The organism is Cryptosporangium sp. NPDC048952, from assembly GCF_043197895.1.
In the GTDB taxonomy this organism is placed as follows: Bacteria; Actinomycetota; Actinomycetes; order Mycobacteriales; family Cryptosporangiaceae; genus Cryptosporangium.
Map to the genome: position 1 here is coordinate 614,030 of NZ_JBICTY010000005.1, position 12,779 is coordinate 626,808.

A 12,779-nucleotide genomic window follows, 5' to 3' on the forward strand; every position below is an offset into this window, starting at 1 on the left:
CTGGGTATCGGTCAGGCTGACCAGCGGCCCAGGCGAAGCGTCGCCGTGGCTCGGTGGGCTGCCATGCCCTCGTAGGTCGACATCTCGTCGACCGCGACCGCCAGGTCGGCCGTCGCCGACGACGCCACGCGCTGGAACGTCAGCGGCTTCAGGAACCGGGAGACCGACAGGCCGGCGCTGTGCCGGGCGCCGCCCGCGGTCGGCAATACGTGGTTCGTGCCCGCCATTCCCTTATCAGAGTAAGCAACCGTGCTGGCCTGTCCCAGGAACACCGACCCGTAGTTGGTCAGGTTCTGCCAGTACCAGTTGTCGTCGGACGTCTGCACCTCGAGGTGCTCGGGCGCGAACTCGTCCATCAGCGCGACAGCGGTCTCCCGGTCCTGTGCCCACACGACGCTGCCGTGGTCGCGCCAGGCGGGACCGGCGATGCCGTTCGTCGCGAGCGTTTCCAGCTGCCGCTCGACCTCGGCGACGACCGCGTTGCCCAGCTCCTCCGACGTCGTCACGAGTGCTGCGGGGGAGTCCGGACCGTGCTCGGCCTGGCCGAGGAGATCCGCGGCGACGAGCTCGACGTCAGCGGTCTCGTCGGCGATCACCGCGACCTCCGACGGGCCGGCGAGCAGGTCGATCGCGACCCTGCCGAACAGCTGACGCTTCGCTTCGGCGACGTAGGCGTTGCCCGCGCCGACGAGCATGTCGACGGGGAGCTCACCGAGCAGCCCGAACGCCATCGCGGCCAGCGCCTGGACGCCGCCGAGGCAGAAGATCCGGTCGGCCTTCGAGATCTGCGCCGCGTAGAGGACGGCGGGGTTCGGCTTGCCGTCGGGCTGCGGCGGCGTGCACGCGACGACCGTGGGGACGCCGGCCGCCTTGGCCACGTTGACGGTCATGAATGCGCTGGCCAGCAGCGGGAACCGACCGGCGGGCAGGTAGGCGCCGACGCGTCCGACCGGGACGTACCGGTGGCCGACGGTGAGGCCGGGAACGAGCTCGGCCTCGAAGTCGACCAGCTTCTCGCGCTGGAGCTTCGCGAACGCTTCGGTGCGCCGCTGGCCGAGTTCGAGCGCGGCGCGCAGCTCGGGGGTGAGGTCGGTGGGGGTGGCGAGGTCGATCTCGACGTCGGTGCCCTCGAACTTGTCCAACTCGCGGGCGTACCGCAGCACCGCGTCCATGCCGCCGCGCTCGATCGTGGAGAGCATCTCGCTGACCCGGGCGATGACCGCGGGGTCACGCTGCGCTTCGGGCCCGTCGACGGCGGGCGCCTTGAGCACCTTGTAGGCACCGGCCAGGTGGGCGATGCGAGAGGAGTTCAGCTGCATGAACGGGGAGCGTAGGAAAGCAGCGGGCGCAGGTCTAGCCTGATGTTTCTTGTACTTCCCATAGGGTTTCCCTGTGGATAACCTTGCGCGGTGACGCTCAACCAGTTACGCGCCTTTCTTGCGGCGGTCCGTACCGGTTCGTTCACCGCGGCGGCGTCCACATTGCAGATGTCGCAGGCGTCCGTCTCGGAGCTGATCCGGCGGCTCGAAGAGGAACACGGGATGCCGCTGTTCACCCGTGGGCCGCGGCGGCTGATCCTGGCCACGGCCGGTGAGGAGCTGCTGCCGTACGCCGAGCAGGCGGTCGCCGCAGCCGAGAGCGGCGTGCAGGCGCTGCGGTCGCTGCGGTCGCTGGGTGGGGGTGTGGCCACGTTCGGGGTGCTCCGGAACGCGGACTACTACCTGCTGACGAACCTCGTCGAGCAGTTCCACGACGCGTATCCGAACGTCCGGGTGCGGTTGGTGGGGCAGAACTCGGTCGAGGTCGCGGCCTCGGTTGCCGCCGGTGACCTGGAGGCGGGGCTGGTCGTGCTGCCGATCGACGACGCCGGGCTCACCGTGCGGCCGCTGCTGCGGGACGAGGTCGTGTACGCCAGCGTGGATCCGACGCGTCTCACCGAGCCGATCACCACCCGGCAACTGGCCGAATCCGAGTTGATCCTCTACGACGCGCACTACGGGTGGAAGGACCCGACGCGGCGCCAGCTGTCGGAGCGTGCGCAGCTCGAGGGCGTGAAGCTGGAGGCGCGGATCGAGGTCGAGCACGTCGAGGCCGCGTTGAAGCTGGTCGCGCGGGGGGTGGGGGACACGTTCGTGTCCCGGGCCGTGACGCAGGGACTGACGTTCCCGGCCGGGGTCGGCACCGTGCCGTTCGCCGAGCCGCTGTTCGACACTGTCGCGCTCGTCCAGCGCGAGTCGACGGTGCTCTCCCCGGCAACCCGCGAGATCGCCCGCCTGGCCCGCGAAATGCTCCTCTCCCGCCGCCGCCGCGACGCCGCCCTCGCGGGCGGCTAGCGGGACGCCCGTGCCGGTTGCGCGTGGCCGCCTGTTCCGCGGCGCGCGGTTGGCCGTCGCGGCGGCCGCGCACAGCCGGGCTATGCGTCCGACCAGCGCCGGATCAGGGCGGCCTGGCCGACGCGGTCGCCGGTCGGGGTGATCAGGTTCCAGACGGTGACGTCGTCGATCCAGAAGCGACGGCCCGACTTCGCGACGCGGGGGCCGCGGTAGTCGTTCGTGTAGCCCTGGCGCCGCACGGCGTCGAGCAGCGCGGCGCGGGCGTCCCGGTCCTCCTCGCCCGCCGACAGTCGGGACGGTAAGCCGACGAACTCGTCCCAGCCGTACTCGAAGTGCTCCTGCGCGGTGCGGTTCGCGTAGACGAACACCGGGTCGGGCGACGTGTCGTGCGCCAGCAACCCGAACGGCGCCCCGTACAGCCACGCGGCCGCGTCCGCGACGTCGTCCGGCACGAGCGACCCACCGACCAGCTTCGCGTAACTACTGGTAAGCAGCTCGGCTAAGTTCTCCATGTCCTCAGTGTCCCGGTTGGTCGATCCGCTCCAGCCAGCGGTCCAGGAGCGCCACCTCCACCGGCTCGAGCGCCTCGGTACCGGCCAACGACAGCTGGGAACGCAGCTGCCGCGCCGCGGCGGCCACCGACCCCTGGTCACGCGGCGGGCGTTCGGAGCCGAGAACCGCCGCGAACGCCGCGTCGCGCATCCGGTGCGACAACCCCGGATCGTCGAACAACGCAGGCTGAGCGATGACGCTCAGCGCCACCCCCACGTTCGCCGGCAGGATCAGCTGCGCGGCCAGCCGCGGACTCGTCGTCAGCGCTCCAACGGCGGCGCAGCGCACGAGCGTGGCTTCGAGCAGCTCCAGGATCCGCCGGTGCACGGCCGACCCGGAGGCGAACATCAGCTGGTAGAGCGCCGGGTTCGCGGTGGCGAACGCCATATGGTCGTCCCAGCCCGCGTACAGGTCGGCCACCGGGTCGGCGGTCTTCTCCAGCTCCGCCTTCTGGCGCGCGTAGCGCTCGAAGCCCGCGTCGGCGAGCGCGTCGAGCAGGCCGCGCTTGTCGCCGAAGAGCCGGTAGAGCACCGGCTGGGTGACGCCGGCCTCCTCGCATACCGCACGCGTGGCGATGTCGCCGTCGGGCGAGGCGACCAGTTGCCGCTCGGCCGCGTCGAGCAGCGCCACCCGCACCGCGTCGTCGTCGGCCGGCCCCGCGGCGCTGCGGCGCCGCCGCCGTGTCTCCATCATGATTTCAACGATACGCCTCAGGACTAGCGTTGATCCGAAACGATGCTACGGTAAGAACGTAGCGACACTATGAGAGGAACGCTCATGGAGCGAGTAGCCATCGTCACCGGCGCTTCCCGCGGTATCGGCCGCGCGATCGCCACCACGCTCGCGGCCGCCGGCCAGGCCGTCGTCGTCGGCTACGGCGGTTCGGAGAAGTCGGCGCACGAGGTCGTCGAGAAGATCACCGCCGACGGTGGGCGGGCCATCGCGGTGCAGGCCGACGTGGCCGACGAGCAGGCCGTCGCCGCGCTGTTCGACGCCGCAACCGAGGCGTTCGGCGGCGTCGACGTGGTCGTCAACGCGGCCGGGAAGATGGTCCTGTCGCCGATCGCGGACCTCGACCTCGACGCCCTCGACGACATGCACCGCACCAACATCCGCGGCACGTTCGTCGTCGCCCGCGAGGCGGCCCGGCGGGTGCGCGACGGCGGCGCGATCGTCACGTTCTCGACGTCCGTCGTCGGGCTGCGGTTCCCCAGCTACGGCGGCTACGTGGCCAGCAAGGGTGCGGTCGAGGCGCTGACGCTGATCCTGGCCCGCGAGATGCGCGGCCGTCAGATCACGGTCAACGCCGTCGCCCCCGGCCCGACGGCGACCGACCTGTTCCTGAACGGCAAGGACGAGGCGACGATCGAGCACCTGGCCAAACAGCCCCCGCTCGAGCGCCTCGGCCAGCCCGAAGACATCGCGCGCGTGGTCGCGTTCCTCGCCGGCCCCGAGGGCCACTGGGTCAACGGCCAGGTGATCCGCGCCAACGGCGGCATCGTCTAGGAGCCACTTGACGGGACGAACATGTTCGTTACGATCATGTTCATGCCTCCGCGCCGCACACCCGTCAGCCGTCGCGACCGACCGGCCAAACCGCCGCTCAGTCGCGACGGCGTCGTGGCGGTCGCGCTCGGCATCCTGCGCGAGGAAGGCCTCGAGCGGGTGACGATGCGTCGCCTGGCGTCCGAGCTCGACACCGGGCCGGCCTCGCTCTACGTCTACGTGCAGAACGTGGCGGAGCTGCACGGCGCGCTGCTCGACGCCCTGCTCGCCGACTTCCCGCTCGACGCATCCGACCCCGTCGACCTGCTGGTCGACTACACGACACTGCTGATGGAGTACCCGAGCCTCGCCCGGTCGGTGCTCACCCTCTGGCCCTCCGGGCCGAACTACCTTTCCTTGATCGACGCCATTCTCGGACTGTTGCGAGCGGCGGGAACACCGTCGCGGCAGGCCGCGTGGGGCGTCGACGTCCTCCTCCAGCACGCCACCGCGAGCGCGGCCGAACACGGTACGCGTCGCGAATCGGGGGAGGCCGAGGGCGGGTGGGAGGGGCTGCGCGCGGCGGTGCGGGACGCGCCGAACACGGAGTACCCCCACATCGCCGCGCATCGCGACGAGCTGGTGTCGGGCGCCGGTGAGGAGCGGCTGCGCTGGGCGTTCGCCGCGCTCCTTCGCGGCATCGCAGCCACCTCGTAACAGCTCGCCGAATGACGTCGATCTGCTGCTTGTGCTTTTCGAACGTGTTCGTGACGAACGCGTTCGCCAAACAATGGAGGGAACCATGGAGATTTCGATCGTCGGTGCGGGCCTGAGCGGTCTGACGCTTGCCCGGGTCCTGCACGTCCACGGCATCGCGGCCACCATCTACGAGCTGGAGGAGTCGGCGGAGGCGCGGACGCAGGGCGGGATGCTCGACATTCACGAGGAGGACGGGCAACTGGCGCTGCGTGCGGCGGGTCTGTACGACGCGTTCCGCGAGCGCGTGCACGTGGGCGGGGAGGCGACGCGGGTGCTGGACCGGCACGGCGTCGTGCGGTCGGACGAACCCGACGACGGGCAGGGCGGCCGGCCCGAGATCGACCGCGGACACCTGCGGCAGTTGCTGCTGGACTCGCTGCCGGAGGGCACGATCCGGTGGGGGAGCAAGGTGACCGCGGCGCGACCGCACGAGCTGAGCTTTGCCGACGGTTCGACAGTGGCCAGCGATCTGATCGTCGGCGCGGACGGGGCCTGGTCGCGGATCCGGCCGCTGGTGTCGAGCGCGACGCCGGCCTACTCGGGGATCTCGTTCGTGGAGGTCGATCTGCACGACGCCGACCGTCGTCACCCGGGGCCGGCGGCGGTCGTCGGGGGCGGCATGCTGTTCGCGCTCGGCCCCGGGCGGGGATTTCTCGCCCACCGGGAAACCGACGGCAGCCTGCACATCTACGTGGCGGTGCGGAAGTCGGAGGACTGGATCCGCGGGGTCACGACCTCCGCGCTGCTGGACGAGTTCGACGGCTGGGCGCCGGAGCTGCGGGCGCTGATCACCGAGGCCGACGGTCCGATGGTCCCGCGGACGATCAGCGCGCTGCCGATCGGACACCGCTGGGACCGCGTTCCGGGCGTGACGCTGGTCGGCGATGCCGCGCACCTGATGTCGCCGTTCGCGGGGGCGGGCGCGAACCTCGCGATGTTCGACGGGTCCGAGCTGGCGGCGGCGATCGTCGCGCATCCGGGCGACGTCGAGGCCGCGCTCGCCGCCTACGAGGAGCCGATGTTCGCCCGGAGCGCCCAGATCGCCGCCGAGGCCGCCCACACGCTGGAGCTCTGCTTCCGCGACGACGCTCCGCAGGGGCTGCTCGACCTGTTCGCGGGCGTTCAGTGACCTACTAGACTAGGGGGATGCCTAGGCCAAAACCATGATCGCCGGAATGAGTGTCAGCCGACACTCCGATGTGCCCGTCTACCGGCAGATCGTGTCGCAGCTGGCCCTGATGATCGAGATGGGGCTGCTGGCCGACGGAGAGCGGCTGCCGGGGTCGCGGCTGCTGGCCAGCAACCTCGGCATCAACCGCAACACCGTCGCCCACGCCTACGGGGAACTGCGGGAGCTCGGGCTGGTCGAGCCGCGCGGCCGCAACGGGATGGTCGTCGTCGGCGGCACGCACGCGCGGACGTCGTCGGAAGGGCGGAACCGGGCCCGGGAGATCCTGGCGGCGGCGGCCCGCGAGTGCCTGCAACTGGGCCTCACCGCGCCGGAGATCCGCGACATGATCGGCGGTCTGGCCGCGTGGGAGGCCGAAAAGGCGCTCGAGGTGTCGTTCGTCGAGTGCAACCAGGAGCGCGCGGACTACTTCGCCGCCGAGCTGGCGACGCAACTCGCGGTGACGGTGAAGCCGCTCGTGCTCGGTGAGTTCGACGCGTCGGCGGAGCAGCCCGACCTGGTGCTGACCACGTTCTTCCACCTCGCGGAGGTGCGCGGGTTACTGCGGCGCCCGTCGACGGAGGTCGTGGCGATCGTGGCCGCGCCGCACATCCAGACGCTGGTGCAGATCGCGCAGGTGCCGAAGGACCGCACGGTCGGGCTGCTGTACTCGACGAACGACCAGGCGACGAGTATCCGCGACTCGCTCACCCAGGCGGGCGTCACCAACATCGAGGTGTTGTCCGGCACGAGCGATGCCGACCTGCGTGGCGTCGATCTCGTCGTCGTTCCGAGTGAGATGCCGGAGCTGGCGCGGCGCCTGGAGAAGAAACGCGTGCGGGTGATCGAGTACGGCAATGTCCTGGATGCCGCTTCCGTGCGGATGGCGGCCGAGGTCATGCGCGAATTGCAGCTCGCCAAGCTGAACGGTCAGACGTAGGGTCATCGTTATGAGTGGCACAGACGACTATGGCAGAAATCTCGTCCGGTACAGCCCCGGGTTCTCCTCGCGGGTGATCTCGCGTGCCGCGGGGTCTTACGTGTACGACGTCGCGGGCGCGCCGATCCTGGACTTCACGTCCGGACAGATGAGCGCGGTACTGGGCCACTCACATCCCGACGTCGTCGCCGCGGTGACGTCGTCGATCTCGAACCTCGATCATCTGTTCAGCGGGATGGTCAGTACGCCGTTGGTCGAGTTCGCGGCTCGGTTGGCCGGGACGCTGCCGCTTTCCAAGGTGCTGGTGCTTACCACCGGGGCGGAGTCGAACGAGGCCGCGCTGAAGTTGGCCAAGGTGTACACGGGGAAGTACGAGGTCGTGTCGTTCGACCGGTCGTGGCACGGCATGACCGCGGGCGCCGCGTCGCTGACGTTCTCGGCCGGCCGCCGCAGCCTCGGGCCCGCGATGCCGGGCAGCCTGGTGCTCCCGACGCCCGACGCGGTGCGCTCGCCGTTCCGCAACGCCGACGGGACGCACGACTGGCGGACCGAGCTCGAGTACGGCTTCCAGCTGATCGACAGGCAGTCGAGCGGCAGCCTCGCGGCGTGCCTGATCGAGCCGATCCTGTCGTCGGGTGGGCTGATCGAGCTGCCGCTGGGGTATTTGTCTGTTCTCAAGACGCTGTGCGAGCAGCGGGGGATGCTGCTCATTCTCGACGAGGCGCAGACCGGTCTCGGCCGCACCGGCACGATGTACGCGTTCGAGCGGGACGGGGTCGTGCCGGACATCCTGACGCTGTCGAAGACGCTCGGCGCGGGGCTACCGGTGGCGGCGGTCGTGACGTCGGACGAGATCGAGCAGGTGTGCCACGACCGGGGTTTCCTGTTCTTCACGACCCACGTGTCGGATCCGTTGGCCGCGTCGGTCGGGCTGGCGGTGCTCGAGGTGATCGAGCGCGAGGGGCTCGTGGCGCGCGCGGCGAAGCTCGGCGTGCACCTGCGCGAGCGTCTGCTCGACCTGCAGGGGCGGCACGGTGCCGTCGCCGACGTGCGGGGGCGGGGGTTGCTGCAGGGGATCGAGCTCGGAGGCGACTCCGCGGAGAAGCTGGCCGCGGCAGTGACCGACGAGTGCCTCCGGCGGGGGCTGCACGTCAACATCGTGCAGTTGCCGGGCATGGGGGGTGTGGTGCGGCTGGCGCCGCCGCTGACGATCGCGGAGTCCGAACCTCGACGAGGGTCTAGACGTTCTCGACGCGTCGATCGGCGCCGTAGAAGCCTAGGGCTTCCGTTGCCGCGACGACGAAACCGCTGTCCCTGTCGTTGCATCGACGCCTGCCGCATCGATGCGCGCCCGGCGACGATCGCGTCGAGGGCGTATTCGTGCCCGTGTAATCCTGCTTCGGCCACGAGCTTGCTGGCGTGCCGGGCGATCAATTCTGTGGGCGGTACGACATTCATGCGCGAGACGGCGTAGTCGAAGCGCGCCTGGCTGACTCGCGGATCGCGCGCTGCGGTTCACGCAGCGCCCGACGCGGGGGTGTCGTCACCGCGGAGAATGGCCCGCTTGGCCTCGACTGCGGCCTGGTCGACCGGGCCGTGCTCGGCCTCCGCGTCCTCGATGAGCTCGCGCAGGTGCTCGCGCTCCAACTGCCGCTGGATGAGTGCTTCGACGTACACCGACATGCCGCGCTTGCCGGTGCGCTCCCGCAGCACCTGGATCGTGCCTTCGCGGAGGGAGACGGACACGGACCGTACAGGTACCGGGTTCATAACGCCCACTTTGACAAGAAAATGGTTAAGCGCCCGAGAGGTAGGAGGTCAGGATCGTGAGGGCTACCGCCAGGATCAGCGTGTTGAACAGGAACGACAGGATGCCGTGGACCAGCACGTGCCGGCGCATTCTTCGTGACGTCACGGTCACGTCCGTGGTTCCGAACGTGGTGCCGACCGAGATCGTGAAGTAGAGGAATTCAGTCATCGCGGGCTGCTCGCCGCCGGGGAACTCGAGCCCGCCCAGCTCCGCGTAGAGCGCGAGGTACGCCAGGGCGAACCCGGCGTGCAGCACCATCCAGGCGGTGAACACCGCCACGAGGCAGATCGCGAACGAGAGCGGGGTCGGAAGGCCTAGGCGGTCGGCCTGGGGCAGGTAGACCACGGTTGCGCTCATCGCGATCGTCGCCGAGGTCTGCGCGAGCTGCTCGGGGTGGGAGGCCAGAATTCGACTCGCCCGCGGCCGACGCCGCGAGGTCCGAGCGAGCGTCAGCAGGGCCGCCGGGTCCCGGCGACGGTAGACCAGCCACGTGACGACCAGATAGACCGTGGCGTAGATGTTCCATCCCGTGAGGTACTTGATCGTCGGGCCGCCGGGGACGATCACGGACAGTAGCGCCGGTGGTAGTGCCACCAACTGTCGGACCCACTCGCGCGACAACCAGTTCATTGGCCTATCTCCCTAGGCCATCGATTCGGAGTGGGTCAGCCGCTTGCTCGTGCGGCGGAACGCCCAGACCACCACCAGCAGTACGAGCGCGAGCAACGGTGCGCCCATCGCGATCTTCGCGACCGCCAGCCAGCCGGTGGCTTCACTGCCGTACAGCCACTGCTGGACGACGAACCGAGCGGCGAACATCGCGGTCAGGGCGAGTGTCGCGATGTCGTGGGCGGTCAATGACGGGCGATCCGCGCGCCAGTCGTTCTCGTTGCCGTGGACGAGGTTCCAGAGCAGGCCGGTCGCCGGTCGGCGCACGAGCACCGTGACCAGGGTGACCACGGCCAGAACCGCGCTGGTCCAGATGCCGATCAGGAAGAAACCGTCGGCCGACCCGCTCCAGGCCGCGACCCCGGCGGCGACCGCGACGCCGAGCAGCCCCGAGAGCGCCGGCCGGACCGGTTCCCGGCGCACCAACCGCAGCGCGGTGATTCCTAACGCGACGGTGACGGCGACCGTGATGGCCACGCCGAGCCCGAACACCGCGTTGGCCGCGACGAAGGCCACAACCGGCACAGCGGTATACACCATCCCCCACGGGCCACCGAGCTGATCGAATAGGACGTTTTTTCGATCGGTCATAGGACGCTTGTGCCCCCGCATGCACAGGCGGGAAACACCGGAACCACAGTGTCGGCGGGGCCTGGCAGGATTCGAGCCGTGGACGTGCCGACTACCGCACTGGACGTGCTGCGCCGAACCTTCGGCTACGACGCCTTCCGCGGCGAGCAGCAGGAGATCATCGACCACCTGATCGGTGGCGGTGATGCCCTCGTGCTGATGCCGACCGGCGGAGGGAAATCGCTCTGCTACCAGATCCCCGCGCTGGTGCGGGACGGCGTCGGCGTGGTGATCTCGCCGTTGATCGCCCTCATGCAGGACCAGGTCGACGCGTTGACAGCGCTCGGCGTGCGGGCCGGGTTCCTCAACTCCAGCCAGCAACTCGAAGACCGGCGCGCGGTGGAGAAAGCGTTCCTCACCGGCGAGCTCGATCTGCTCTACCTCGCGCCGGAAGCGCTGGCCGGCGGTTCGTCGGCCACGATGCGCCTGCTGGAGCGCGGCAACATCTCGCTCTTCGCCATCGACGAGGCGCACTGCGTCGCACAGTGGGGCCACGACTTCCGGCCCGACTACCTGGCGCTGTCGATGCTGCACGAGCGCTGGCCCGACGTGCCGCGCATCGCGCTCACCGCCACGGCGACGTCGAACACCCGGGCCGAGATCGCCACCCGCCTCCAACTCGACGACGCCCGGCACTTCGTCGCGAGCTTCGACCGGCCCAACATCCGCTACCGCATCGCGCCGAAGGCCGAGCCGCGCAAACAGCTGCTCGATCTGTTGCGCACCGAGCACCAGGGCGACGCGGGCATCGTCTACTGCCTGTCCCGGGCGTCGGTGGACAAGATTGCCGATTTCCTGGTCGCGCAGGGCATTCCGGCGCTGCCGTACCACGCCGGGCTCGACTCGCGGACGCGCGCGGAGAACCAGTCGCGGTTCCTGCGCGAGGACGGCCTGGTCATGGTCGCGACGATCGCGTTCGGCATGGGCATCGACAAACCCGACGTGCGCTTCGTCGCGCACCTCGACCTGCCCAAGTCGGTCGAGGGCTACTACCAGGAAACCGGCCGGGCCGGCCGCGACGGTCTGCCGTCCACCGCCTGGCTCGCCTACGGCCTGCAGGACGTGGTCCAGCAGCGCAAGATGATCGACAGCTCCGAGGGTGGCCTGGCCCACCGTCGGATGCTCGCCCATCATCTCGACGCCATGCTCGCGCTCTGCGAGACCGTCGATTGCCGACGGTCGCGGCTGCTCGCCTACTTCGGTCAGGAGGGCACCGCCCGGTGCGGCAACTGCGACACGTGCCTGGAGCCGCCGGAGTCGTGGGACGGCACGGTGCCGGCGCAGAAGCTGCTCTCGACGATCGTCCGGCTCGATCGGGAGCGCGGGCAGAAGTTCGGCGCCGGTCAGTCGATCGACATCCTGCTCGGGCGGCAGACCGAAAAGACCACCCGCTTCAACCACGACGCGTTGAGCGTCTTCGGCATCGGCACGGAGCTGAGCGAACCGCAGTGGCGCGGGGTGGTCCGGCAGCTGCTGGCGCAGGGCCTGATCGCGGTCGAGGGGGAGTACGGCGTGCTCGGGCTCACCGAGAAGAGTGGGCCGGTGCTCGGGGGCCAGCACAAGGTGATGATGCGGCGCGAGGCCGAGCGGCCCAAGTCGCGCGCCGGCGGCACGAAACTCGCGAAGGGCAAGCCGGCGATCGAGCTCGGGCCCGAGGCGCAGGCCATCTTCGAGAAGCTGCGCTCGTGGCGCGGGGCGGCGGCCAAGGAACAGGGCGTGCCCGCGTACGTCATCTTCCACGACGCCACGCTGCGCCAGATCGCCACCGAGGCGCCGGCGTCACTGGGTGCGCTGAGCCAGGTCAACGGCGTCGGCGAGAACAAACTGGCCAAATACGGCGACCAGATCCTGGAGGTCCTCGCGGCCGGCGCGTGAACGGGGAGCCCCGCTGACGACCTCCGTCCGGCGCGGAACTCGTCGTCGCGGTGGCGTTCGTGGTCGTCGCGGTCGTCGACCTCGTCCGGGCGCGCGCCCACCGGGCCGCGCTTCTGCGCCGGAAGCGCGAACTGGGCGGCTGACGGAGGTATCACCGGGCTGCTCCCCGGCTCTACCCCTAGAGCACCCCAGGGGAGGGACCGATGGAGCACACCGAGCGGCTGGAGATCGTCCGGCTCGCGGCGACGTATCACGACGCGCTGGGGCGGGTACAGACCGCCGGGCAGCTGGAGGCCGTGCTCCGACTCGGCCGCGAATTGGCCACGGCACTCCCCGAGGACCAGGCCGAGCTCTTCGCCCGCCTCTGCCGCGCCCGCGACGCGGCCTCCCGCGGCGCCGCCGGCCGCATCCCCCGCCCCCGGCGTCCCGAGGCGTAAGGCGGCGGCCGCGCCGCCACCGCCCGCGCCGCCACCGCCCGCGCCGCCACCGCCCGCGCCGCCACCGCCCGCGCCGCCACCGCCCGCGCCGCCACCGCCCGCGCCGCCACCGCCCGCGCCT

At 70.4% G+C, this 12,779-nt stretch carries 13 protein-coding genes and 2 pseudogenes; 8 read left to right on the forward strand and 7 right to left on the reverse strand.

Annotation, left to right across the window (positions count from 1 at the left end):
• Positions 1-11: 11 nt before the first annotated feature.
• Positions 12-1,319, reverse strand: coding sequence for a histidinol dehydrogenase (gene hisD, locus ACGFY5_RS29660; protein ID WP_392724859.1), 1,308 nt, complete (start codon positions 1,317-1,319; stop codon positions 12-14).
• 90 nt (positions 1,320-1,409) lie between these two features.
• Between hisD and ACGFY5_RS29665 the strand changes: the two genes are divergently transcribed.
• Positions 1,410-2,333 (forward strand): LysR family transcriptional regulator, encoded by a 924-nt coding sequence (locus ACGFY5_RS29665; RefSeq protein ID WP_392724861.1) that lies wholly within the window; start codon positions 1,410-1,412, stop codon positions 2,331-2,333.
• An 80-nt stretch (positions 2,334-2,413) separates the two neighbouring features.
• Here ACGFY5_RS29665 and ACGFY5_RS29670 read toward each other — a convergent pair whose 3' ends face one another.
• The gene (locus ACGFY5_RS29670; protein WP_392724862.1) at positions 2,414-2,845 is read right to left on the reverse strand and encodes an MEKHLA domain-containing protein; all 432 of its coding nucleotides are present in this window, start codon (positions 2,843-2,845) and stop codon (positions 2,414-2,416) included.
• A gap of 4 nt (positions 2,846-2,849) precedes the next feature.
• Entirely contained in the window at positions 2,850-3,578 is a 729-nt protein-coding gene (locus ACGFY5_RS29675; RefSeq protein ID WP_392724864.1) for a TetR/AcrR family transcriptional regulator, read from the reverse strand.
• A gap of 84 nt (positions 3,579-3,662) precedes the next feature.
• Between ACGFY5_RS29675 and ACGFY5_RS29680 the strand changes: the two genes are divergently transcribed.
• From ACGFY5_RS29680 to ACGFY5_RS29700, 5 genes and pseudogenes are all read left to right on the forward strand, one after another.
• Positions 3,663-4,391, forward strand: a complete 729-nt coding sequence (locus tag ACGFY5_RS29680; protein WP_392724865.1) for an SDR family oxidoreductase — start codon at positions 3,663-3,665, stop codon at positions 4,389-4,391.
• Positions 4,392-4,433: 42 nt separating this feature from the next.
• Positions 4,434-5,087 carry a TetR/AcrR family transcriptional regulator gene (locus ACGFY5_RS29685; protein ID WP_392724866.1) on the forward strand — a complete coding sequence of 218 codons (654 nt, stop codon included), beginning with the start codon at positions 4,434-4,436 and terminating at the stop codon, positions 5,085-5,087.
• Positions 5,088-5,172: 85 nt separating this feature from the next.
• Positions 5,173-6,258 (forward strand): FAD-dependent oxidoreductase, encoded by a 1,086-nt coding sequence (locus ACGFY5_RS29690; RefSeq protein WP_392724867.1) that lies wholly within the window; start codon positions 5,173-5,175, stop codon positions 6,256-6,258.
• A 46-nt stretch (positions 6,259-6,304) separates the two neighbouring features.
• Positions 6,305-7,237 carry a GntR family transcriptional regulator gene (locus ACGFY5_RS29695; protein WP_392724869.1) on the forward strand — a complete coding sequence of 311 codons (933 nt, stop codon included), beginning with the start codon at positions 6,305-6,307 and terminating at the stop codon, positions 7,235-7,237.
• A gap of 10 nt (positions 7,238-7,247) precedes the next feature.
• Positions 7,248-8,517: pseudogene (locus ACGFY5_RS29700) on the forward strand (aspartate aminotransferase family protein).
• A 64-nt stretch (positions 8,518-8,581) separates the two neighbouring features.
• On the opposite strand, the pseudogene ACGFY5_RS29705 reads toward ACGFY5_RS29700, so the two are convergent.
• The 4 genes and pseudogenes from ACGFY5_RS29705 to ACGFY5_RS29720 all read right to left on the reverse strand — a co-directional run.
• A pseudogene (locus tag ACGFY5_RS29705) lies at positions 8,582-8,746 on the reverse strand (DNA-binding protein); the annotation flags it as partial.
• 6 nt (positions 8,747-8,752) lie between these two features.
• A complete protein-coding gene (locus ACGFY5_RS29710) occupies positions 8,753-9,007 on the reverse strand; it encodes a hypothetical protein (RefSeq protein ID WP_392724870.1) in 255 nt (84 codons plus the stop codon).
• Positions 9,008-9,032: 25 nt separating this feature from the next.
• A complete protein-coding gene (locus ACGFY5_RS29715) occupies positions 9,033-9,677 on the reverse strand; it encodes a DUF1345 domain-containing protein (RefSeq protein WP_392724872.1) in 645 nt (214 codons plus the stop codon).
• A 12-nt stretch (positions 9,678-9,689) separates the two neighbouring features.
• Positions 9,690-10,307, reverse strand: coding sequence for a DUF3159 domain-containing protein (locus ACGFY5_RS29720; protein ID WP_392724873.1), 618 nt, complete (start codon positions 10,305-10,307; stop codon positions 9,690-9,692).
• A 78-nt stretch (positions 10,308-10,385) separates the two neighbouring features.
• Here ACGFY5_RS29720 and recQ point away from each other — a divergent pair, with 78 nt between their 5' ends.
• Positions 10,386-12,221, forward strand: coding sequence for a DNA helicase RecQ (gene recQ / locus ACGFY5_RS29725; protein WP_392724874.1), 1,836 nt, complete (start codon positions 10,386-10,388; stop codon positions 12,219-12,221).
• A 203-nt stretch (positions 12,222-12,424) separates the two neighbouring features.
• Positions 12,425-12,658: a hypothetical protein gene (locus ACGFY5_RS29730; protein WP_392724876.1), complete on the forward strand. Its 234-nt coding sequence runs from the start codon at positions 12,425-12,427 to the stop codon at positions 12,656-12,658.
• The last annotated feature ends 121 nt before the right edge of the window (positions 12,659-12,779 follow it).